16 protein-coding genes, 1 tRNA gene and 2 pseudogenes are annotated in these 22270 nt (G+C 69.4%); 11 read left to right on the forward strand and 8 right to left on the reverse strand.

Features of this window, described 5'->3' with window-relative positions:
• The first annotated feature begins 90 nt into the window (after positions 1-90).
• Together ABTZ94_RS06080 and ABTZ94_RS06085 are read left to right on the forward strand one after the other, a co-directional pair.
• Positions 91-2619: a D-alanyl-D-alanine carboxypeptidase gene (locus tag ABTZ94_RS06080; protein WP_351197959.1), complete on the forward strand. Its 2529-nt coding sequence runs from the start codon at positions 91-93 to the stop codon at positions 2617-2619.
• Between the two features lie 180 nt (positions 2620-2799).
• Entirely contained in the window at positions 2800-4686 is a 1887-nt protein-coding gene (locus ABTZ94_RS06085; RefSeq protein WP_351197961.1) for a DUF8823 domain-containing protein, read from the forward strand.
• A 102-nt stretch (positions 4687-4788) separates the two neighbouring features.
• On the opposite strand, the gene ABTZ94_RS06090 is transcribed toward ABTZ94_RS06085, so the two are convergent.
• The 5 genes from ABTZ94_RS06090 to ABTZ94_RS06110 all read right to left on the reverse strand — a co-directional run bounded on the left by ABTZ94_RS06090 (position 4789) and on the right by ABTZ94_RS06110 (position 11850).
• Positions 4789-5865 (reverse strand): C40 family peptidase, encoded by a 1077-nt coding sequence (locus ABTZ94_RS06090; protein WP_351197963.1) that lies wholly within the window; start codon positions 5863-5865, stop codon positions 4789-4791.
• Positions 5866-5892: 27 nt separating this feature from the next.
• Positions 5893-6375 carry a poly-gamma-glutamate biosynthesis protein PgsC/CapC gene (locus ABTZ94_RS06095; protein ID WP_351197965.1) on the reverse strand — a complete coding sequence of 161 codons (483 nt, stop codon included), beginning with the start codon at positions 6373-6375 and terminating at the stop codon, positions 5893-5895.
• The gene (gene pgsB / locus ABTZ94_RS06100) at positions 6372-8060 is read right to left on the reverse strand and encodes a poly-gamma-glutamate synthase PgsB (RefSeq protein WP_351197967.1); all 1689 of its coding nucleotides are present in this window, start codon (positions 8058-8060) and stop codon (positions 6372-6374) included. Before pgsB ends, ABTZ94_RS06095 begins: the two co-directional genes overlap by 4 nt.
• A gap of 6 nt (positions 8061-8066) precedes the next feature.
• Positions 8067-10361, reverse strand: coding sequence for a cache domain-containing protein (locus ABTZ94_RS06105; protein WP_351197969.1), 2295 nt, complete (start codon positions 10359-10361; stop codon positions 8067-8069).
• 316 nt (positions 10362-10677) lie between these two features.
• A complete protein-coding gene (locus tag ABTZ94_RS06110; RefSeq protein ID WP_351197971.1) occupies positions 10678-11850 on the reverse strand; it encodes a CapA family protein in 1173 nt (390 codons plus the stop codon).
• A 150-nt stretch (positions 11851-12000) separates the two neighbouring features.
• Between ABTZ94_RS06110 and ABTZ94_RS06115 the strand changes: the two genes are divergently transcribed.
• The 3 genes from ABTZ94_RS06115 (at position 12001) to ABTZ94_RS06125 (ending at position 13913) form a co-directional block, all read left to right on the forward strand.
• Positions 12001-12894 carry a hypothetical protein gene (locus ABTZ94_RS06115; protein ID WP_351197973.1) on the forward strand — a complete coding sequence of 298 codons (894 nt, stop codon included), beginning with the start codon at positions 12001-12003 and terminating at the stop codon, positions 12892-12894.
• 154 nt (positions 12895-13048) lie between these two features.
• Positions 13049-13330 carry a hypothetical protein gene (locus ABTZ94_RS06120; RefSeq protein ID WP_351197975.1) on the forward strand — a complete coding sequence of 94 codons (282 nt, stop codon included), beginning with the start codon at positions 13049-13051 and terminating at the stop codon, positions 13328-13330.
• 61 nt (positions 13331-13391) lie between these two features.
• Positions 13392-13913 (forward strand): hypothetical protein, encoded by a 522-nt coding sequence (locus ABTZ94_RS06125; RefSeq protein WP_502967184.1) that lies wholly within the window; start codon positions 13392-13394, stop codon positions 13911-13913.
• Positions 13914-14276: 363 nt separating this feature from the next.
• On the opposite strand, the gene ABTZ94_RS06130 is transcribed toward ABTZ94_RS06125, so the two are convergent.
• Entirely contained in the window at positions 14277-14609 is a 333-nt protein-coding gene (locus ABTZ94_RS06130; protein ID WP_351197977.1) for a hypothetical protein, read from the reverse strand.
• A 1107-nt stretch (positions 14610-15716) separates the two neighbouring features.
• Between ABTZ94_RS06130 and ABTZ94_RS06135 the strand changes: the two are divergent.
• Positions 15717-15902 (forward strand): annotated as a pseudogene (locus ABTZ94_RS06135) (response regulator transcription factor); the annotation flags it as partial.
• Between the two features lie 116 nt (positions 15903-16018).
• On the opposite strand, the gene ABTZ94_RS06140 reads toward ABTZ94_RS06135, so the two are convergent.
• Positions 16019-16091, reverse strand: a tRNA-Arg gene (locus tag ABTZ94_RS06140).
• Between the two features lie 188 nt (positions 16092-16279).
• On the opposite strand from ABTZ94_RS06140, the gene ABTZ94_RS37760 reads away from it, so the two are divergent.
• The 3 genes and pseudogenes from ABTZ94_RS37760 to ABTZ94_RS06155 form a co-directional block, all read left to right on the forward strand.
• On the forward strand, positions 16280-16681 hold the full coding sequence (locus tag ABTZ94_RS37760) for a transposase (protein WP_502967185.1): 402 nt from the start codon (positions 16280-16282) through the stop codon (positions 16679-16681).
• Positions 16682-16745: 64 nt separating this feature from the next.
• The gene (locus tag ABTZ94_RS06150) at positions 16746-17504 is read left to right on the forward strand and encodes an SDR family NAD(P)-dependent oxidoreductase (RefSeq protein WP_351197979.1); all 759 of its coding nucleotides are present in this window, start codon (positions 16746-16748) and stop codon (positions 17502-17504) included.
• A 164-nt stretch (positions 17505-17668) separates the two neighbouring features.
• Positions 17669-18117: pseudogene (locus tag ABTZ94_RS06155) on the forward strand (AMP-binding enzyme); the annotation flags it as partial.
• 100 nt (positions 18118-18217) lie between these two features.
• On the opposite strand, the gene ABTZ94_RS06160 reads toward ABTZ94_RS06155, so the two are convergent.
• Positions 18218-19495: a M6 family metalloprotease domain-containing protein gene (locus ABTZ94_RS06160; protein ID WP_351197981.1), complete on the reverse strand. Its 1278-nt coding sequence runs from the start codon at positions 19493-19495 to the stop codon at positions 18218-18220.
• 233 nt (positions 19496-19728) lie between these two features.
• Here ABTZ94_RS06160 and ABTZ94_RS06165 point away from each other — a divergent pair, with 233 nt between their 5' ends.
• Positions 19729-20469 (forward strand): TetR/AcrR family transcriptional regulator, encoded by a 741-nt coding sequence (locus tag ABTZ94_RS06165; RefSeq protein WP_351197983.1) that lies wholly within the window; start codon positions 19729-19731, stop codon positions 20467-20469.
• 188 nt (positions 20470-20657) lie between these two features.
• The gene (locus ABTZ94_RS06170; RefSeq protein WP_351197985.1) at positions 20658-22190 is read left to right on the forward strand and encodes an MFS transporter; all 1533 of its coding nucleotides are present in this window, start codon (positions 20658-20660) and stop codon (positions 22188-22190) included.
• Positions 22191-22270 lie beyond the last annotated feature (80 nt).

Raw genomic sequence — 22270 nt, forward strand, 5'->3', positions numbered from 1 at the left:
CGAGAGTGCCTGGGTGCTTTGTAAGGGAACCGGTAGGTATGTCGTTCTCGTCTAGCAGCCGGGCCGGTGGTTCACACAGGACACTGGTAGATGGTTCGGACAGCGCGGGGGATGTTCCCGCGCCGCATGGAGGAGGCATCGGTGGCGGGCGAGTCCCCCGACAAGTCGAAGCAGCAGAAGTCGTCGGGGACGGCTCGGAGCGTGAATGATCCGCGGCTTGCCGTCTTCCGTGAATCATCGGCCGGGGAAGAGGCCGGAGGCCGGACGGACACGGCAACGGCAGTTTTCCGTACGGAGCCGTCCGGCGACGGCGAGGGCCGTGAGCGCGACGAGAGCGGCCAGGACCGTGAGAGCGCGGGGCAGTCGGAGGGCTCCTCGGCTGCTGAGGGTGCTGACGGCTCTACGGGCGCTGAAGGGGCCAAGGCGGCCGGCGGGACGGGGAAGGCCGCCGAGGGCCCGGAGGAGGCATCCGAGCCCTCCCAGGACTCCGGGAGCGTGGATGCTGCCGGGGCATCGGAGGGCGTGGGCGTCGACGGGTCTTCGGACGCGGATGGCGCCGGAGCCCCGAAGGCCGTGGACGCTGTCGAGCCCGACGGCAACGCGGGGAGCGAGCCCGCCGATGCCGCGGCGCCCGAGGAGGGCGATGCGCGGCTGTGCGCGGCGGTCGCCGCTTGGGTGACGAAGGACGACGACTGCGGGAGCGACGAGGGCCCGAAGAGCGACGACGCGAAGGCCGCCACGTCCGAGGACGAGGCGGTGCGTGACGCGGACACGGACGGCGACGGCGTGGCGGACGGCGATGTGCCTGGGCAGGTTGCTCCGGCCGACGGAGCGTCGACGGGCAAGGCGAGCACGTCGGGCGATGGCGATGCCGCAGACGAGCCGTCCGACGACACGGCCGACGAGGCCCGGGTTCCCAGGACGCGTGAGGAATCGCGCACGGAGACCTCTGCCACCGAGGGTGCGGAGGACGGGGAAGACGCCGAAGGCCCGGAAGCCGACGCCAAGGACACCGCTGACGCCGACAAGGCCGGCGCCGCCGATGACAAGCGCGGAATCGATCAGCCGACCGCCGTCTTCAGGGCGCCCGCCGCGGTCAAGGTCGACCAGCCGACGACCGCGCTCAAGATCACCCCGCCTGCCTCGAAGCCCGAGTCGGAGCCCGAGTCCGCCGCCGAGCGGACCAGTACGTTCGTACCCCTGCGCGGGGACGACGTACGACCGGCACCCGTACCCCGCAAGCCCGAGGCACCGGCCGCCGCCTCCGCCGCGACGCCCGGCACGCCCCCCGCTCCCTCGCTCGCAAGCGCCGAGCGGACCACGCAGCAGCCGATGCCGCCCAAGCCGCCGCTCGACCTGCTGGCCGAGCTGACGAACACGCCTCCGCCGCCTCAGACGCCGGTCCGCACCGCTGTCCGCCGGGTCAAGATCTGGACCCCGCTGGTCCTGCTTCTGCTGATCGTCTTTGCGATCGTGCAGATGGTGCGTCCGTTGCCGAACCCCGAGCTCCAGATGTCGGCGACGCCGACGTACACCTTCAAGGGCAGCAAGCCGTCCCTGCCGTGGCCCGGCGAGGGCCAGGGCCACATGACAGCGACCGGCCTGGGCACAGTGGACTCGTTCGGCGAGCAGAAGGCCGTGCCGATCGGCAGTGTGGCCAAGGCGATGACCGCGTACATCGTGCTCAAGGACCACCCGCTGAAGAAGGGCGAGAACGGTCCGTCCATCACGGTCGACGCCAAGGCCGAGGAGGACGGGAAGCTCAACGCGGTGAACGAGTCGACGCTCGACACCGTGAAGAAGGGTGACAGGCTCACCGAGAAGCAGGCGCTCGCGGCCATCATGATCCCGTCCGCGAACAACATCGCGCGGCTGCTGGCGCGCTGGGACGCGGGTTCCGAGGAGGCGTTCGTCAAGAAGATGAACGACACCGCCAAGTCGCTCGGCATGACGAACACCACGTACACCGATCCGTCCGGCCTCAAAGAGACCACGATGAGCTCGGCCGAGGATCAGGTGAAGCTGGGCGAGAAGCTGGTGGAGATCCCGGCGTTGATGGCGATCACCGTGCTGCCGTCGTGGACCGACCCCTCGGGGCACGAGTGGCGGAACTGGAACAGCCTCGTTCCGTTCGACGGCTCGCTCGGCATCAAGACCGGCACCACCACCAAGGCCGGTGGCAACCTGCTCTTCGCCGCGCACAAGATGGTCGGCGACACCGACCAGCTGATCGTCGGCGCCATCCTCGGCCAGCACAAGCAGTCCATCATCGACACGGTCAACGCCGCCAGCAAGGAAGCCATGCTGGCGACCCAGGATCTGCTGGAGGGCGCCAAGGTCGTCAAGAAGGGCGATGTCGTCGGCACCGTCTCCGACGGCCTGGGCGGCAGCACTCCGGTGGTCGCGACCAAGGACGTGTCGGCGGTCGGCTGGCCCGGTCTCACGGTCAAGCTCGAACTGTCCGACGGCGGAAAGACGATCCCGCACTCGGCGGCGGCCGGCACCCACGTGGGCACGCTCACCGTGGGTGAGGGCACCAGTCAGGTGAAGGTGGCCGTCGCACTGCAGAGCGATCTGGCGGAGCCGACGTCCGGGGAGAAGCTGACCCGGCTCGGCTGACCGGCCGATGGCCGAAACGGCCTGGTAGCGGGAAGGGGGGTGCCGATCCCGGCGCCCCCTTCCCGGCTGCGTACGTGTTAGCGTCCCCAAGCACCTCAAGGATGCCGGGACGGCGTCCTCACAGAGGTACGGGGTACGGGGCGTGAGGCCGGCGGATACGGGGAGACGGGGAGAGCCGTAGTGACCACCGCGGAGCCGAAGCCCGGCAGCGAAGCGGCCGACAGCAGAGGTGCGACGGGTAGCAGCAGCGGCAGCATGCGGACGGCCGCGCCCGCCCCGGACGCCTCCGAGCCGTGCGCAGCCCCGTCCCGGCGGGCCCGCGCCGAGCGGCTGCTGCGGCACCCGGTGACGATCGCGACGGCGGCCGCCGCGGTCACCCACCTTCTCTGGTTCTTCTTCTTCGCGAACAGCGGAGGCGACATCGCGGCCCAGGACGCCTGGGCCGAGTTCGTCGGCCGGCATCCCGGTACCGCGTACAACCTCGCCTGGTACGGGGGAATGCACCCCGTGTCGTACAGCGTCGTGTCGCCGTATCTGATGTCCGTGCTCGGTGTGCGCACGACGATGATGGTCGCCGGGACCGTGTCGGCGGCGCTGACCGCGTTGATCCTGGTCCGGGTCCGGGCCGTCCGTAATCCGCTCACCTGCTCGCTCGCCGGGGCGTTCGCGTATCTGTGCAACGCGCTGTCCGGGCGGGTGACGTTCGGGCTCGGCATGATGTTCGCGGTGGGTGCGGTGGCCGCGGTGTTCTGCTGGCCGTACCTGCGGTGCGAGCACCGGCCCCACCGGAGCAACTGTCGCTGCGCCTCTCGCAGGCGGTGGGCGAAGGCGGCCGTCGCCGCCCCGCTCGCCGGGCTCGCGACGGCGAGCAGCCCCGTGGCCGGACTGTTCCTGGGTGTGGTCGCCGCCGCGCTCTTCCTGAACAAGCGGCGCCCCGGGGCGTACGCGCTGGGCCTGGCCCCGGTCGTGGTCGTGGCGCTGTCCGCGTGGCTGTTCCCGTTCTCCGGTACGCAGCCGATGTCGATCGCGACCCTGTCGCTGCCGTTCCTCTTCGCGGTCCTCGTCTTCGTGCTCGTACCGCGCGACTGGAAGACGGTCCGTACCGCAGCCGCCGTGTACGGCGTCGGGACACTGCTGACCTATGTGATCGACTCGCAGATCGGCTCGAACGTCACCCGGATGGCGATGCTGTTCGCCGGTGTGGTGCTGCTCGCCGCGCTGCCGTACACGGCGCCGCGCTCCCGGCGCTGGTACGCGTTGGTTGTCGCGTTCGTCGGGCTGAACTGCTGGATCGGCGTCAAGGGCGTCTACGACATCGTCCGGACCGCCCCCACCGCCTCCTGGGCGCGTGAGCTGGCCCCGCTGGTCAATGAGCTGCAGGAGGTCGGCGCGGAGCGCGGCAGGGTCGAGGTCGTGCCCGCGAGCAGCCACCGGGAGGCGTCCGCGCTCGCGCCGTACGTCAATCTGGCCCGTGGCTGGAACCGGCAGGCGGACATGGAGCGCAACCCGCTCTTCTACGACGACACCCTGGACAGCGCGAGCTACCGCCAGTGGCTCGACCGCTGGGCGGTGCACTACGTGGTGCTGCCCAAGGGGACCCCGGACTCCAATGGCGCGGTGCAGGAGGCGGAGCTGGTCGACGAGGGGCTGCCGTATCTGAAGCCGGTCTGGGCGGACGCCAACTGGCGGCTCTTCGAGGTGGACAGCCCGGTGCCGCTGGCCGATCCGCCGGCCACGGTGGACCGGGCCGGTGCGGGGGAGCTGACCATCCATGTGAAGACGCCCGGCCGGATTCTGATCCGTATCCCGTACTCGCGCTGGCTCGCCCTGGTCGACGACAAGGGCGAGAGCGTGGAGCGGCCGCAGGAGACCGAGGAGTCCAAGCGGCGCGAGGACGAGAGCAGCCCGCGGACCTTCGTCAACACGAACGGCTGCCTGATCAAGGTCGAGGAGGACGGGAACGGCGACGAGTGGACGGAGCTGCTCGCGCCGCGGCCGGGCGTGTACCGGCTGGCCGCGCCCTACCAGCTGTCACCCGGCACGCCGTGCCCGGAGGAGATGGGCTGAGCCCGGCGGCCCGGTCACAGCACTAGCTGTGCTGGACCCGGCCGCCGGGCGCGCTGTGCCGGTGCGTGATGGCGTGCGGGCGCGGTCGGCCGACGGCTTTCGCTACAGGCGCTTCGCGCTGCGCAGCGTCGCCGCGTAGTAGCCGTTGCCGTCGAGACGGGATGTGCCACCCTTGTCGCCGATGGTCGGGCCGTTGACCTCTTCCCGGCTGGATATGAAGATCTTGTGGCCCTCGGTGTCATGCCCCACATATATGCCGACGTGGTCGAGGCGCTCCTTGGTGCGCTGGTCGAGCTTGAAGAAGACCAGGTCACCGGGTTGCAGCACATCGATGTTCTTCGGCCGGTCGGCCGGCGTGATGCCCTTCAGGTCGATCACGTCCGTACCGCGGTGGGAGCGGGCCATGCCGTTGGCAGTACGCGGCAGGCCGTCGCCGGACTCGTCGGTGACCATGAGCGGGTAGCGGGCGCGGTAGCCGAACACCGTACGGATGAAGCCCGAGCAGTCCATGGAGCGAGCGCGCTCGGGGCGGGGCTGCATCGTCATGCCGTTACGGAACGTGTACGGGATGCCGAGGTAGTCGAAGAAGTCGGACTCCTCCAGACGCAGGTCGTTGCCCTCGCTCCCGGATGGGTTGAGCGGACCGAAGTTGGCGTCGCCGGCGTAGGGGACACCCTCGTCGTCCTTCTTGACCGGGGCGTCGGCGACGTACTGGAAGGCGATGGCGAAAAGGTCGTCCTCCTCGCTGCCGAAGAACTCCTTGAACCAGTCCTTGAACCACTTCTCGTTCTCGGACCCCTTCTTCCACTGGTACGGCATCAGCCGCGCCCAGTCCTCGGTGACGACCTTGGACGTGGTGGTGCTGGGCTCGGCGAAGGTGCGGCTGGGGCCGGTGAGCGTGGCGGTGCGGGCGCCATCGGTGAAGCTGGCGAGGGTCTCGCCGTCGGCGCCGCGCAGCAAGGTGCGGGACGGGTTGCGCAGCCGCTCCCAGCGCTGCTTGCCGTTCTTCAGGTTCGACGACTTCAGCGCCGAATTGTCGGTGACGGCCTGCACGGCCGGGGCCTTGGCCTGTTCGTCCTTGCGCAGTTCGACGGTGAGATAGGCGCTGCCTGCGAGCAGGGCGGTCACCGTGACGGCATGCAGGGCCTGGCGGGGGCGGCGCTTGGTCTTGGCACTCATGAGTCAGTCAGCTCCGGATGGGTCGGGTCAGACGGTCGGCAGCGCGCCGAGCAGGATTCCGGCGGTGAGAACGACATAGGCCATGAGCGTCACCGAGCCGGTCGCCAGCAGGGTTGCGCCCTTGGGCTGGCGCACGAGCTGGTAGGCGATCAGGCCGGGGACGATGAAGCCCAGGGTCTGGTTGGTGTACATCAGCGGGAATTCGAGCGACAGCACGATCATCAGCGTCCCCTGGAAGATGACGCCGGTGAGGACCACGGTGGAGAACAGCCGCTTGCCGTAAAGGATCACGACCCGCTGGAGGCCGAGCACCGCGACGTACGTCAGAACGGTCACGCCGACCACCATGGCCGCGCGCTGGAGGTCCTCGACGAGGGTGAGCGCCAGCCAGCCCGGGGTGATCATCCCGCCGGGGGAGAGGTTGGTCGTCAGATAGCAGACCAGCGAGAACATCAGCCCCAGGGCGATGCCTATGGCGGCAATCTCAGGGGTGAGGACGGAGGGGATCAACGGGGCTCTCCTGGGTATTCCTGCTGGGCCTGAGCGGGCGGCCGGACCGGCTCGAACGGACCGCGGACGCGAGGGGCGGGCGGTTCGGCCGGGTCTTCCGGACTCCGGTGCTGCGGCTCGTGCTGGTTCTGAGGGTTCTGGTGCTGGGGTTCGTGCTGGAGGGGGGTCGGGTGCTGCGGCGGTACGGGGACCGGGCGCGGGGCCTGCTGGTAGCGCGCCTCGTACGCCGCGGGGTACGGCTGATACGGGTCGAGGTGCGGGGTGTAGCGGGGGAGCGCCAGGGTCTCGTCGTGCCGTGGCTGCTGCGGGTGAAGCGGCTGCTGCTGCTGGGCCGCCGCGACCGCGGGGAAGGCAGCGGTGGCCGGGCCGTCGTCCGCCACCGGGCCCGGTGCGGTGCCGGCGACGGTGACATCGAGCGGCCCGTCCGGGGATTCCTGCGGGGTCTCGTGCCCGGTTGCGTGCGCGGAGCCGGGCGCGGTCCCCTCCGGGGTCTCGTCCGGGGTCTCGTCGGCGGGCAGTTCGGCGAGCTGTTCCAGGAGCAGTTCACCCTGCCCATGGATGTTGCCGATCGCGACCAGCGACGACTCCGGCCCGAGGTGCCCGAGCAGCTGGTTCATGAACTCCTCGGGGTCGCGCTTGTCACCGCCGAGGTCGACCGCGGTGTGGCGCCACTCGGAAGGGATCGCGTCGATGGCGCTCTTCGCCGGGTGACCGATCACGAACACCTTGTCCGGCTGGAGATCGGGGACGATCTGGCCCATCTGGCCGTTGCGCTCGACCCGGTCGGGGCGGCAGTTGATGACGACGTTCAGCGGTCGGCTGATCGCCCCCAGGTCGAGCAGCTGGTTGATGTTCATCAGCGTCGACTCGGGGTCGTTCGCCGCGAAGACGTTGGCGAAGCGCAGTCGCTTGTCGTCGTGGGTGCGATACCGCTCGACCGACAGGACACCCGGGTCCGGCGGGGCGTCGTACATGCCCTGGAGTGCCGTCTGCCGGTCCACGCCGAGGAGTTCGGCGACCGTCAGCGCGATCGCGACGTTCTCCTTGAACGTGAACCAGCTGAAGCCGCGCAGCTCCTCGTCGCTGACGGTCTCCGGGTCCGCGTAGATCAGCTTGCAGTCCCGGGCGTCCGCCTCCTCCTGGAGGATGTGGAAGCGGTCCTGCTCGGCGGTGACGCAGATGCCGCCCTCCGGCATGGAGCGGCACAGCGAGCGGGCCACGTCGTCGAGCGTGGGGCCCATCTCGGCCAGATGGTCCTCACGTACGTTGCACAGCACACCGATCGTCGACCGGATCAGTTTGGACTGGTTGATCTCCTGAAGTGCCGGCATGACCGCCATGCACTCGATGACCAGCGCGTCCGGGTTGTAGGAGGCCGCGCGCCGCACAATGCCGATCTGCTCCACGACGTTGGCGATGCCGAACTTGCGGTAGACCGGCTCCTCGGTGGCATCCGGGTGGATGAAGCGGGCCGCGGTGCCGGTCGTCTTGGCGACGGTGACCAGATCGCCGCCGCGCAGGGCGCCCGCGCAGAGGCGGGTGATGGAACTCTTGCCGCGGATGCCGTTGATCAGCACCCGGGTGGGTATGCGTTCCAGATTGGTGAAGTGGCGTCGCTGCTCGACGATGCCGGAGATCAAGAGGATCGCACAGCACACGACGAGCACGCCGTAGAGGAAGAGCACGGCCGTTCAGTTCCTTCCGACCAGGGGAGCGCTGTCGCGTTTGCGCTGCTCCTGGAGCTGCTGCCGGACAATTTCCAGACTGCGGGTAACCGCGCCGACCTCGTCGTGGTGGTGCGGGAAGAGCACGGTGCGGCGGTCGCCGTCGGCCAGCGATTCGGCCTGCCCGGCCAGTTCGCGCAGCGGACGTACGACGACGATGTACAGCCAGCCGAGGCAGGCCCCGGCGGCGGTGATGCCGAGCAGACCGGCGAGAACGGTGCGGTTCTGCAGGCTGTACTCGGGGATGGCGAGGCCCGACGCCGGCTGCCAGCTGACCACCGTCCAGCGGAGCTGCTTGGCGGCGCCGCCACCCGAGAACGGCGCGGAGGCGGCGATCTGAACGCCGTCCTCGTCGCGGTAGACGACGGCGCCCGCGGGGGCGTTCATGCCGACCCGCTGGTTCGTACCGGAGACCAGGTCGTCCAGCTGCCCCGACAGCGAATCGAAGGCGAGGTAGCCGGAGTTGCCGCCGATGATCCGGTGTTTGTCGTCGACCACCCGGATCTGGCCGAGTCCGGGGCGCTTGAGCAGTGCGTTGATGAAGTCGATCCGGAACTCGCCGATCACCATGGCTCCGTCCCGGCCCGGAATCTCCGCGTACCCGGCGACGGAGGGCTCCTTGCCGGAGTCGTTCAGGACGCTGATGGGCTGGGCGAACGGCTTGCCCTTGGTGCCGTCGGGCAGCGCGTGCGGGGTCTCGCCCGCCCGGGCCTGGACGGTGCCGTCGGCGGAGCGTACGTACAGCGAGCGGTAGCGCTGGTGCTCGGTGCGGGTGCGTTCCAGGACCTTCTTCATGTCCTCGGACGAGGTGCGGTTGCCGATCAGCGTGGCGACGGACACCAGGTCGGCGTGGCCCTCGTTGAGCGAGCGGCGGACCCGGTCGGAGACGGTGTGGGTGCGCTCGCGCTGGTCGCTGACGATCTGCTCCGGCACGGCGACGGTCGAGTCGGCGCGGTTGAAGAGCAACAGCATCGGTGCGGACCAGGCCAGCAGAAGGATGCCGCAGACGACGATGAGCGCGCGGCTGCCGAGACGGCCCCGGCGCCCGGACCCGGTATCGGCGGCCCCGGCAGCCGCCGCCGGTTCGCCGAGAAGCTGGCGGCGCAGGCGCTCCAGGGCGTGCCCGATGCGCGCCGCCTCACCGAATCTGGGAACGGAGACCGGGCGGGCCAGATCGCCCCGGGTCAGGCGGCGGCTCTCCAGGAACAGCTTCAGCAGCGGCCGTTGTACGGTGCCGAGCAGCAGCGCCACCGCGAGGGCGCCGATGAGCAGCAGGGCGGCCGCGGAGACCAGAGCGAAGAACGGGCCGGCGACCCGGGTGGGGTCCTCCGCGACGTCGACCATGGCGACGACGGTGAGACCGAGGGAGGTGGCGACGGTGCCCTCTCCGGGCTGCGGGCCGGTGAGCGCGGCGTATCCGGCGACGGCGCGATCCCCCCGGACACTGTTGCCGCGCAGGCTGCCGCTGACGCCGGGGAAGCCGCCGGAGCCGGGCTCCTTGGCCTTGAGCGGGTGCTGCCGGGTCTTGGTCGCGGCCGTTTCGGCGAAGGCCTTCAGCTGCTTGGCGGAACGTTTCGCGTCCTCGCGCTGTTTCGCGGTCTCGACCTGCTCGGGCTCGTGGATGCCGTCGCTGCTGAGGATCCGTCCCGCGGTGTCGACCACGGCGATGGAGCGGAACTGGCCGCGGCTGATGCCGGGGAAGCGGAGGCTGTTGGAGGCGATCAGCAGCTGCTGCGGCCGGTCCGGCCAGGACAGCAGGGAGAGGGCGAGAAGCCTGGTCTCGCCGTTCTGGAGCCGTACGATGCGCGGGCTGAGCCCGTCCTTCTGGGCGAGTTTGCTGGTGTCGATGGCGGTGACGGGGACGTTCTCCCCACGGGCGGCGAGCATCCGGCCGGACTCGATCTCGACGACGGCCGTGCCCATCCATTTCTGGTAGACGCTGCCGATCTTGTCGAGGACGGCGTCGGGCGAGACCGGATCGCCCGCGCTGAAGAGCCCCGCGGTACGCGTCAGGTCGGTGACGCTCTCATCGATCGAGGCGCGCATCGTGACGGCCCCGTCCTCGGCGAAGTGCTGCTGCGATGTCAGCACCGCCTCGGGGACGGATTCCTGGCTCGCCCTCCCCAGCCCGAGGGCGGTGATGCCCGCGAGGGAGAGCAATAGCGCCGAGAGAAGCGCGATGGGGGGTCGTATGCCGCCCAACAGCGACATATCGGCCCGCCGGCGGACCTTGTGCCGTCGCTTCGAGGACGAAGCGGCCATCTTGTTCCCCTTTGACTGTCTGCTCGGTTCGGCGTGCGTGACACCAGGCACAGCCGCATACAGGACGTAGAAGCTCTGCGGAAGGTTGTATAGAAAGTGGCGAGTGTGAGGTTTCCAACGTCCGGTGCCGGGTAGGTCCCTTGTCGCTTCCTGCTGAGGCCCCCGGGCGCGATGTCCGAAGTGCGCCCACATGACACCACCGGTGAACGGACCGGCCGACAGTCACGCGACGGGCTGTCGCCCGCCCCGTATCACCGTCGGCGTACCCCGGACCGCCGTACGAGTCGGACGGATTCGCCGGATCGGACGGAGAGGCTCAGTCCGGCAGGCCCTTCAGTGGTTTCAGCCCGTCTTCGTCGGCCCCGCGGTTGAGCATCGTGCCCTGGGTCCGCTGGAAGGCCATCCGGTACCGGGCCCTCTCCTCGCGCGGCAGGTCCTTGGAGTTCCGCAGGGATTCGGCCAGATCCACCAGCCGGTGGTCCTTCACCGTCGCCGCATCGGTCTCCTGCGTACCGCCGTTGTCGACATACGGAGGAATCGTCAGCAGCGTCGGTACGTACCGGGCGTCGACGTCCCAGGTGTCACCACGTTTGTGGAACTCGAACCAGCCGATGACGCCTTCCTCGGTCAGCCCCGACGGCACGTCGTGCCGCGCCACCTGATTGCCCAGGCCGTACGCGACCCACGTGGAACCGATCTTCTCCATCGGCTGCACCACATGGGCGTGATGCCCGATCACCAGATTGATCCCGGTCTCCCGCGCCAGCCTGCGGGCCAGCTTCAGCTGCCCGTTGCTCGGGTCCGGATGATGCTCCTGGCCCCAGTGGATGCTGAGGATCACCACCTCGGCACCGGCCTTGCGGGCCGCCTTCTCGGCGGCGGCGATCTTGTCGAACGAGTTCTGGTTGACCAGCCAGGGCTTGTCGGCCGGAACCTCCCGCCCGTTGAAGCCGAAGGCGTAGGACAGTTGGGCGACCTTCACACCCTTGACGTCCATGATCAGCGGCTTGGCGGCCTCGGCGCTGCTGCGCGCCGACCCGGTGTGCTTGACCCCGGCACCGTCGAGCGCGTCGAGGGTGCGCCGTACCCCGGCGGCCCCGTGGTCGAGCGTGTGGTTCGAGGCCGTCGAGCAGGTGTCGTAACCGACGTCCTTGATCGCCGTGGTGATCTGCGGCGGCACGACGAAGTTGGGGAAGCCCTGGAACGGGCCCTGCGGCTTGCCCGCGACCGGCTCGAAGTGGCAGATCGCCAGGTCGGCCTTGCTGATCACGGGCTTGACCCCGGCCAGCAGCGGACGGAAGTCGATTTTCTTGTCGGCGGTGTCCCCGCCAGCCGCCGCGGCGTCCTTGTAACCCTGCTCGGTCAGCTGCGGGTGGATCAGAATGTCGCCGGCGGCGGCGACGGTGAAGGACGGCCCTGCCTTCGTATCTGCTGAGCCGCTGTCGCTGCCCGGAATCGAGCAGCCGGCGAGGGCTGCAAGGAGGAGCACGGGCGCAGTGGCGCGAGTGGCGAAGGCGAAAGACGAATGACGGGACACCCCTGATATTTTCACGTGCCTATGACACGGAACACGGCGGCAAAGGTAACGATCAAGCGAACACTGATCGGTATCGCTGTGATGGTCGTCACGATCGGGGCCTTGGCGGCCCTTCTCGTGCCGCTCGGCGGCCGTCGGGCGGATGCCGGAAGTGGGGGCGACCGCCCGGGAGGTTCCGCGACGGACGCCCGCGATGGTGTGGATCTCGCGCGCCGCATCACGGACTTCACCGGGAACACGGTCGCGCACAGTGGCTACGCGCGACCCCTGCGTGCCCAGCGCCGCACCGCCGCCGACGCTGTCGGCCTCTTCCTCGACGGCCGGCGGGCCGAGGCCGGGCGCAGCCTCGACGACATCGACTTCGCCATCAGGACGTTCACCGACACGGTGACCGGCCGCCGGTTCGCGGAGATCTCCGACCGGGCGGCGGAGCGCCGACGCGGTTGGGGCCGGGTCTACATCGACCTGAGCGCCGAGACCCGCTGGTCGGTCCAGGTCCCGCACCCGGTGGCCGACGCCGGCAGCGAACAGCTCGGCATCGGAGTGCTACGGGCCAGGCGGGGCGGCGTGCTGGTCCTGGCCGGCGCCCACCGCAATGCCGACAGGCAGGGCCGCGCCGACGTGGCCCACCGCCGGGACACCGTGTTCGACGCGGTCTGTGACGAACTGGCCGCGCGCCGCCTGCCCGGTCTCCAGATCCACGGCTTCGCCGACAGCACCGAACCGGACTATGACGTGATCGCCTCCCTCGGCGCAGCCGAGAAGGGCCTCCCCACTGCCCGCCGCGCCGCGACGGCACTGCGCCACGAGGGCTTCGCCGTCTGCCGGGCCTGGGCCCGCCGTTGCGCACTGGAAGGCCGTGGCAACGTACAGGGCAGAGAGGCTGCGGCTCAGGGAGTGCCGTTCCTGCACATGGAGTTCAGCCGCACCGTCCGCGACGACGCGTCCCGAGTGGGCCGCGCGGCCGAGGCAATGGCGGCGGTCCTGCCCTCCTGAGGTCGCCCGCTCCCCGGAGGCGCCCCGCGGGGGCCTCCGGGTCGGTGGTGCGGTGGTTCGGTGGTTCGTTCCTCGGTCCGGTGGTGCGGCGGTGCTGTTGTCCGATGGCCGGGAAACGCCACCGCGGGACCAACTCTGCGTCCATAGTTGGCATATGAGCCTGACCACAGACGGAGAGCCGCCCGGCCCCGTGCGGTTCTACCTCGCGTGCGACCGCAGCGGCTGCCAGGCAAGGGCCGTGTTCGACCTGGTCATCGCGGAGCCGCCGCCGGACATCGAGACCGACCTGTTCGGCCATGTGCTGCACAGTGCGACCGTCGCCTCTCCATACATCGAGGAGCGCGGATGGATGTTCATCCAGCAGGAGGGCTACTGGTGCCCGAACTGCGCTTCCCCGGGAGGGCGTCCGCGGTCGAGGGACGTCACGTCGTCCTGAAGAGGCCACGGTCCGGGACAGTTCGGCCGGGACCGAAGCGTCCCGTATCTAGCTTCGTGCCATGACCGAAACGAAGCACGTACCCGACACATCCGACATCCTCGACGACGCCCCGACGACCGATGATCGCGACCCCGCGCAGATCCTGACAGCCATGGCCGACCACGTCCTGGCCCTCGCTTCGACCTGGACCGCCTGGGACGGCCGCCCCGTCCCCGCCGACGACCGCGTCTACACCCCGCACAAGGCGATCCGCCGCGTCGCCGACCACATGATCGACCATCTCGCGGAGATGGAGGCCCGACTCGTAGGCGAGGAGACGCAGCCCGACCACTGGCACGCCTCGGCCACCACCACCGAGGCGGACCTCGCCCCGTTCACCGAGGCCGACCTCGACGAGGCGCGCAGCCGGCTCACCCGGCTGGCCAGGATCTGGGCGAACCGCCTGGACGCCCTGACGCCCGACCAGCTCGACAAGTCGCCCGGAACGGGGTGGACCTTCCGTCAACTCGCCTTCCACCTGGAGGAGTCGGCGTACTACGCGGACTCCGTGGGCGATCTGGGCGTTCGGCCACTTCAGTAGGACGACGGGCCGGGACGTCCGCGCGTGAACTCGATGGCGAGCCATGGGCGCTCCGCCTTCGCATCGGCGTCGAGCACCGTGGCGGTGGCCGTGGCGCGGCACACCCCACGCTCCACGGGAGTTGCCGGACCGAGGCGGGGGTGAGCAGGTGGCTGAGGTGATGTGGATATCGGCGTAGGTCGTTGGGCGGGCAACAGGTCGGCCGCTTGGTGCCGCAAGGCCCGGGGAGGGCCTACGAGACCGAGCAGTGCGAGGACAGCCAGGGCCACGCTGCCGGCGGAGTCGCTACGTGGGGGCGGTTGTTGGTGTCAGGCACTGATGTCAGGCCCCCGGAGCGCTCTTGACGGGCAGCGCGGTTGATCTCTACGGCGTAATCCAGTCTGCCCAGCCGAACGTGAACTTGTATGCGGCGCGCACTGCGCTTCGTCCTCGGCTACCCGCCACAAGCGCCACGCCCAGAGCGACGACGAACAGCGCGGCGAAGGCCCCCGCGATGATCACGCCTGTCCTGGGTGACCAGACCACTCCCACGAAGACGCTCGCGCTGATCACGATCACCAGGCCCACGTGCGCAATGGGCAACTCCACGTGGAACAGGCTTCGCATCGAACCATGCGATGCCCGCATGTCTGCGTTGTACCGGTCTCTCGCCGCGTCAGGATCGGCATGCGGCCCCTCCGGCCATTGCTGCTCCACCAGTGCCCTCCCCAGTCGCCCGTGCCGCTGAGCCCAGACCTCAGCCACTCCCCAATCCCCAACTCACCACTTTCCCCATCTCCCATCCCCTCCGCCTTCGACTCACACAGCGTGGAGCGGGCGTGGTTCAGGGCGTCAAGGTGGAGTGCGCCACCACTGTACGAACGACGTCGACGCCTTGGGCCGCGACTGCTCGGTTCTGCCTGGGTTGAAGGTGGTCGGGACGGGGGCTCCACGAAGCTCCTCCGTGGTTCTTCACGTGTTCGTGGGTTCTCCCGTCCTCGCGTGTGCCGAATGTGTTCCGCAGGGATGCCTTCCTGGCAAGACGTCAATCGCTGGTGCAGCGGCTTGGAGACGGTTCCTGTTCAGGCGGCCCGACGGGTCATACCCAGGTCTGACCCTGCAGTTCAGCTCCTGGTCCGACGTCCCGCAGGGACGGCGAAGGCATCGTCGTCAGCATGACGAACCCGACAACACCCATGGCCACCCCGGTCACAACGAGCGGCGCCCGACTGCGTGGTGCGCTGCCTGTGGAGCGAATGGAGGCCACTGGTTTCCCCGGACGTTGGGTGGGTGGCACCGCCATGGTTCTCGGCCCCTTCCTGATGCTGGCCGGCGCGTCGCTGCGGGTCCGCTTCCACTTCTTCTTCCCCGATCAACTCGCCGCGTACGAGCGGCACCCCATCCTGATGGCCACCGCATACGGCCTCTTCGCCGCAGGCAGCCTGCTGCTCTGGCCCGCTGTGGCGGTGGAGGCCGCACGGGTCGGGGCCCGGAGTGTCGGCTGGGGCTTGTGGGGCGGGGTCCTGGTGATGTTCGGGCTGTTCGCCCGGGCCTTCCACGCGGGGGTGGACCACCTCGCCTTTCAGCTGGTGCGTTCCCAGGGGGTCGGGCCCGCCACCGAAGCGATCTCCGCCGGCTACGGCGCCTTCCACGCCTTCGCCATGCTGAACCTCGCCATTCTCGCCGGGTGGATTGTCCTTGCCCTCGGCACCTGGCGCACCCGGGTGCTCGGCCCGGTCCGCGCTGCCGCACTCGGTCTTACCGCGGCACTGCCCCTCGGAGTACTCAAGGGAACCACCCCTCTGTCGCTGGTGGCCCTGGCCGGTGCTCGGCCTGATCGCCGGCGGCCTGTCCAACACAGAGATCACAGAACACCTCCACCTCAGCCCGGCCACGGTCAAGACCCACATCGGGCGCCTGCTCGCCAAACTGCATGCACGCGACCGTGCCCAGCTCGTGATCGTGGCCTACGAGACCGGGCTCGTGGGCGACCGTCGGCGTGGAGTGTGACGTTCAAAGGACGGACTCTCATCAGAGCCTCTAGGCGCGCACCTCATGTGTGCTGCGAGAACAGAAGGCCCTACCGCCCGCTGGGGCGACAGGGCCTCTGACCTGTTGCTTCTCTGTGCCCCCGGCAGGATTCGAACCTGCGACACCCGCTTTAGGAGAGCGGTGCTCTATCCCCTGAGCTACGAAGGCGGGGATCTGTCGGAAAGCGTGTACAAAACCCGACCCGGGTGGGCGATGGGCTTCAGGTCAGCTTGCCGACAGGTTTGCGGTGGTCTGGCCTGTGAGGGCCGGGCCACCGCCGACAGTGTAGCGGGTGGGGTGAGGTCGGTACCTCGGGTTCATGACCGCGCGCGTCTGTAGCGCGCGAGCTGGGGTGCATGCAGCCCGTCTGCGTGACGGCCGACGGCGCGATCGTGCGCCAGGGCCCGTTCTTGGCTGCCCTCCGACTCCTGGGCAGGGCTCCAGCCCAGCAAGCAGCAGAACCGAAGCGACGTCCTTCGCTCGGCTGCCCCGCAGACCTGGATCGCGGGGTAGTGATACGCCGCCATGAACTGTCCGATGCCGAGTGGGAACTCGTGCGGCCGTTGCTGCCCGGCCCGGCCCGGCCTGGGCGGCCACGGCTGGATGACCGGACGGTCCTGAACGGGATCGTGTGGAAGTTCCGGACCGGGGTGCCGCGCCGCATCGGCGTGAGGACGGCAAGCCGCGGCCGGGTTCCACGAGGCGACACGCAAGGTCCGATACCCGCCAGCGCCGATTTCCACCCTGCCGCAGTCTGACGGAGGTGGTCAGACGCCGGGCCCGGCCGACCACCAGAACCACCTCTCTCCGAAAGGTTTCTCCATGTCTTCCCCCCTGGACTCCAAGGCCTTCGTCGTCACCGGCGGCTCCTCCGGCATCGGCCTCGCCGTCGCCCGGCGGCTCGCCTCGCAAGGCGCTGCTGTCGTCATCGGCGCCCGCCGCAAGGATGTTGGTGAGGAGGCCGCCGAGAGCATCCGCTCTACGGGTGGTCGGGCGCTCTTCGTTCCCGCCGACGTCTCCGTCGAGGCCGACGCTGCCGCCCTGGTCGCGGCGGCGCTTTCCGAGTTCGGCCGTCTGGACGGGGCGTTCAACAATGCCGGCTCCGTCAACGCCTCCGGCCCGGTGTCCAGCATTGACGGCGCCGCCTGGAACGCCGAGATCACACAGAACGTCACCAGCGTCTTCAACTGCCTCAAGCACCAAATCCCGGAGGTCCTCAAGACCCGCGGAGCGATCGTCAACAACGCCTCCAACATGGGCGTCGTCGCGCTGCCCGGCGTCGCCCCGTACGTTGCCGCCAAGCACGCGGTCGTGGGCCTGACCCGGGCCACCGCGCTCGAAGTCGCCGAGCAGGGCGTGCGGATCAACGCCATCACCACCGGCGGCGTCGACACGCCGCTGGCCCGCAGCTCCATGATGACCAGCGACGAGGCGATCGCGCAGATCTCGGCGATGCACCCGGTGAACCGCATCGCCCAGCCCGAGGAAATCGCCCCGCTCGTGGCGTTCCTGCTGAGCGATGAAGCCTCGTTCATCACCGGCGCGGCCCTCGCGATCGACGGCGGATTCACCACCCGATGATCTGAAGGTTCCCCGGCCCCGCGCGCAGCCCCGCTCGTTCCGCGGCTGCGGGGTCCGGGGGGCACCGGGACGAACGCGAGACCGTCCGCCCGCGGCATCGCCAAAGTGAGGGCCGCGGCCGACCGGCTCGAAGCGGGGAACGACTTCCCTGTCACGTTCTTCTCGGCCACTGGGGCGACGAGGCGGCGACCGCGCAGGCGTTCACCGACGGCTGGTTCCGGACCGGTGATCTCGCGGTGGTGCGCGACGGGCGGGTCGGCGCCGTCGACCGGAGCAAGGGCATGGTGATCCGCGGCGGGGAGGATGTGTACTGCGTGGAGGTCGAGGCGGTGCTGCACGATCATTCGGACGTCGACGGCGCGGCGGTGCTGGGGTGGCGCACCCGGTCCTGGGCGAGGAGGTCGCCGCCGTCGTCCGGCTGCGGACCGGTGGGGCCGTCCCGGTCGAGGAGCTGCGGGCGCACGGTGGGTGGAGTCTGGCCGCGCTCAAGGTCCCGGCCCATGTGCTCGTACGCGATGAACCGCTGCCACGGAATCCGACCGGGAAGATCCTCGAGCGGGAGCTGCGCCAGGCCTGTCGAGGCGGAGATGCGGCGGGCGGTCGGGGCGAGTGATCACGGGCGGGCGGGGCGATTGATCTCGGGTGGTCACGGCGTTGATCGCGGGCGGTCGGGGGCGGTGAACGCGGACGGGCAGGGTGATTGATCACTGTGGTCAGGGGCGAGTGATCCGGACGCGGTAGTTCCCTTTGTCGTCCTTGTCGATCACGGATATGCGTATCCCATTGGCCCGGTCGGTGAAGGTCCCACCGGGCTGGTAGGGGGCGTCGGAGAGCTCGGCGTGCACATTGGGCAGCCGGGTGCAGCCGCTGCTGCCCCTGGTGCTGTCCGCCACGGACACCGGTCCCTGACCGGTGTCGACGTCCGAGCTTATTTTGTAGATCAGCACGCCGGGCCGGCAGACCGCCTGGTCGTTGCCCGCCCGGGTCCGTACCTCCACCGCGTAACCGGACTCAGCGCTCAGCGGTATGAACGCCAGCTTCGTACCGCCCCGGGTGGCCAGCGGTTCCAGGACGTGGTCGCTGGTGCCGTACTTGGAGGCGCAGCTGATCTGCTTGTTGTCCAGCCAGCCGAGCTTCCACTTGTGCCAGCCCAGCAGATCGTTATCGACCCCCCAGTCCTCGGACATGATGTCCCAGTGCCCCACCGAGCCGCCGCCCTCCAGGGTGTAGAGGTCGGGAAGGCCGAAGATATGGCCGTTCTCGTGCGGCAGGACACGGAATCCGGTCTGTGCGAACGACCCGGAGCCGTCGTCCTGGCGGCTGTAGATGAAGGACGTGTTGCCGAGCGGGACACCGTCCGCGTGCGGGGCGTCGTCAGTGCCGGAGAACGTCACGGACAGGACGGTGTCCAGGGCGGAGGGCCCGGCGTTCGGCGTGACCAGGATGTTGACCAGATCGTACGTACTGAAGTCGACCTTCGGATCGGCTGCGGCGATTATGTCCTGGACGAGGCGGTGGTAGCCCGGCTCGTACGGTGATCCGCGGTCTATCCCGTACTCCGAGAACGGCAGTGGCATCCGCAGCCAGGACTTCACGGGGGCGTCGGGGACGTAGGTGAGTCGCCCGTACGAACCGGTCCGGAACCAGTTGGTGGTCTGCGGGAAAAATTCGGCGTACCGGTCCATTGCCGGCTCGGGGCCCGGTGCGTCCGAGAAGTCGATCATCAGGTTGAGGGCGCGAATCCTGCCCGTGGAGCGGGCGTAGTTCGCCGGAGTCGGTATGCCTTCCGACATCTGTACGCCCATGGTCGCCGGTATCCGGCACGGAGCGATCCCCGCCGAACGGCCCGTGGCCGCCGGGCCGGCCGAGGACCGGCTGGGTAGCGGGAGATTGCTGCTGGCCGTGGCCATTGTGGCAATGACCAGGGCTGATGCCGAGCCGAGAGCGATCGGGTGGCGGTGCCTGCGTATCCGGTGGCGGGGCTTCTGCATATAAGCGCCTCGGGGTCCGCGGCAGTCGGCCGGCCCGGACTGCTCTCTGCGGTTCAGCCTGTGACGGGTGGTGCGGCACCGCTCGTCGGGTGCGCCGATCGGTTGGTTTTCCCGCTCCAGGGGTGTGGTTCAGGTCATATTACGATGGGAAATAACCGGGGATCCTCTCCCCGTTTGAATCTGTGTCCCCGTGAAAGCGGGGAGATGGTCCCCGGTTACGGGAAGGGGGTGCCATGGAGAACGAAGAGCGTCGCAGTGGCCAAGAGCGTCGTAACGAGGACCGGAAGAGCCGGAAGGCAGGGGCAGCCGTCGTGGATAACGTCACCCGCAGCGCCACGGGAGCAGTGCAGCCCCGGACGACCCGTCCGCGGGCCGACGCGCTGCGCAACCGGGAGCGGATCGTGACGGCAGCGCGCGAGATGTTCGTCGAGTTCGGGCCGGATGTGCCGCTCGACGAGGTCGCCCGCCGCGCCGGCGTCGGCAACGCCACGCTCTACCGGAACTTCCCCGACCGGGCCGCGCTGACGCACGAGGTCGTGCTCGCGGTCACCTCCCGCACCACCGACCGTGCGGAGGAGGCGACGGCCGAAGAGGCCGATCCCTTCGCCGCGCTCAGCCGCTTCGTGCACGCGGCAGCCGACGAACGGATCGGGGCGCTGTGTCCGATGCTGTCCGGCGGCTTCGACAAGGACCATCCCGAATTGCTCGCCGAGCGTCGACGCCTCGAAGAGGCCGTCGAAGGGCTCGTGGCGCGCGCCATGTCCGCGGGGCGCCTGCGTACCGACATCGCCGTCGGTGACGTACTGGTCGCCCTCTCCCAACTCACCCGGCCACTGCCCGGCACCGGCTGCCTGGACATCGACCGGTTCACCCACCGTCACCTCCAGCTGTTCCTGGACGGACTGGAGGCTCCGGCCCGGTCCCGACTGTCCGGAACGGCGGCGACCTTGGAGGACCTGCGGCACCGGCCATGACGCCCGCACCGGGCCCCTGAACCAGGTGCCCGGTGGCGCGCCCGCCACGCCTTGACCATCCCTTCTCTTTCACCGCATTTCCTTTCGCCGGCTGTCGTCTCGCCGCCCGTCCTCGACCGACTGCCCGTTCACCGACCTCTCGGTTCACGACTTCGCGCGCCCACGCGCGTCCTTAGGTGGATACCTCCATGCCAAAAACAGCTGATATCCGACTCCCGGACCCCAGCCGCTGGAAAGCGCTGGCATTCATCGCCCTTGCTCAGCTGATGGTCGTGCTCGATGCCACGATCGTGAACATCGCGCTGCCGCACGCCCAGACGGCCCTGGACATTTCCGATGCCAACAAGCAGTGGGTCATCACGGCCTATGCCCTCGCCTTCGGCGGACTGCTGCTCTTCGGGGGCCGGATCGCCGACCTCTGGGGCCGTAAGCGGACCTTCGTCGTCGGCCTGATCGGCTTCGCGCTGGCCTCCGCACTCGGTGGCGCGGCGCAGAACCAGGGCATGCTCTTCGGCTCGCGCGCGCTCCAGGGCGTCTTCGGCGCGCTGCTCGCCCCTGCTGCCCTGTCGCTGCTCGCCGTGATGTTCACCGATGCCAAGGAGCGCGCCAAGGCGTTCGGCATCTACGGTGCGATCGCCGGTGGCGGTGGCGCCGTCGGCCTGATCCTCGGCGGCTTCCTCACCCAGGCGCTGAACTGGCGCTGGACGTTCTTCGTCAACATCCCGTTCGCGGTCGTCGCGGCCGCGGGTGCGTACTTCGTGATCCGTGAGCCGGCCGGCAGCCGTAACCGCTCGTCGCTCGACATCCCGGGCGTCGTCCTGTCCGCGCTCGGCCTGGTCTCGCTGGTGTACGGATTCACCCGCGCCGAGTCCGCCGGCTGGTCGGACGCGCTGACCATCGGCATGTTCGTCGCGTCCGGTGTGCTGCTCCTGACGTTCGTCCTGACCGAGGCCCGGGTCAAGTCGCCGCTGCTGCCGCTGCGCGTCCTGCTGGACCGCAACCGCGGTGGCGTCTACCTCTCGCTGGGTCTGGCCATCATCGCGATGTTCGGGCTGTTCCTCTTCCTGACGTACTACCTGCAGGTCGTGAAGGGCTACTCGCCGATCAGGACGGGCTTCGCCTTCCTCCCGATGATCGCGGGCATGATTACCGGTTCGACGCAGATCGGTGCCCGGCTGATGATGCGGGTTCCGGCGCGCAAGCTCATGGGTCCCGGCTTCCTGACCGCTGCCGTCGGCATGCTGCTGCTGACGCAGCTGGAGATCGGCTCCTCCTACGCCACGCTCATCCTGCCCGCGCAGATCCTGCTGGGGCTGGGCATGGGTACGGCGTTCATGCCGGCCATGTCGCTGGCCACGCACGGCGTCGAGCCGAGGGACTCGGGTGTCGCCTCCGCGATGGTCAACACCTCGCAGCAGGTGGGCGGCGCGATCGGTACGGCGCTGCTGAACACCATTGCCGCGTCGGCCGCGACGGCGTACGCCACCTCGCACGCCGCACTCGGCACCACCGACCCGGAGCTGCTGAAGCTCCAGTCGATGGTGCACGGTTTCACCGGTGCCATCTGGTGGGCCGTCGGCATCCTGATGGTGGCCTCCGCGATCGCGGTGACCTTCATCAACGCCGGGCGTCCTTCGGCGACCGTGGCGACCGGAGTCTCACGTTCGGGTGACGTCGGCGGTGTCGAGGACGAGTTCAAGGTCCCGGTCGTCGCGCACTGAGGACTGAACGCCGACGCGGGTCGCGTAACGCGTGAAACGCGAAGTGATGTGAACGCGGCTCTGCCCCGGTTCCGCTCGAC

Source organism: Streptomyces sp. NPDC002785 (assembly GCF_040295565.1).
Classification (GTDB): Bacteria; Actinomycetota; Actinomycetes; order Streptomycetales; family Streptomycetaceae; genus Streptomyces.

Bases quoted from the DNA above. Each gene is read 5' to 3' on its own strand.
- ABTZ94_RS06080 (WP_351197959.1), top strand. From the start codon at position 91: ATGGTTCGGACAGCGCGGGGGATGTTCCCGCGCCGCATGGAGGAGGCA.
- ABTZ94_RS06090 (WP_351197963.1), bottom strand. From the start codon at position 5,865: ATGAGTGCCAAGACCAAGCGCCGCCCCCGCCAGGCCCTGCATGCCGTC.
- ABTZ94_RS06105 (WP_351197969.1), bottom strand. From the start codon at position 10,361: ATGGCCGCTTCGTCCTCGAAGCGACGGCACAAGGTCCGCCGGCGGGCC.
- ABTZ94_RS06120 (WP_351197975.1), top strand. From the start codon at position 13,049: ATGAGCCTGACCACAGACGGAGAGCCGCCCGGCCCCGTGCGGTTCTAC.
- ABTZ94_RS06125 (WP_502967184.1), top strand. From the start codon at position 13,392: ATGACCGAAACGAAGCACGTACCCGACACATCCGACATCCTCGACGAC.
- ABTZ94_RS37760 (WP_502967185.1), top strand. From the start codon at position 16,280: ATGCAGCCCGTCTGCGTGACGGCCGACGGCGCGATCGTGCGCCAGGGC.
- ABTZ94_RS06150 (WP_351197979.1), top strand. From the start codon at position 16,746: ATGTCTTCCCCCCTGGACTCCAAGGCCTTCGTCGTCACCGGCGGCTCC.
- ABTZ94_RS06160 (WP_351197981.1), bottom strand. From the start codon at position 19,495: ATGCAGAAGCCCCGCCACCGGATACGCAGGCACCGCCACCCGATCGCT.
- ABTZ94_RS06165 (WP_351197983.1), top strand. From the start codon at position 19,729: ATGGAGAACGAAGAGCGTCGCAGTGGCCAAGAGCGTCGTAACGAGGAC.
- ABTZ94_RS06170 (WP_351197985.1), top strand. From the start codon at position 20,658: ATGCCAAAAACAGCTGATATCCGACTCCCGGACCCCAGCCGCTGGAAA.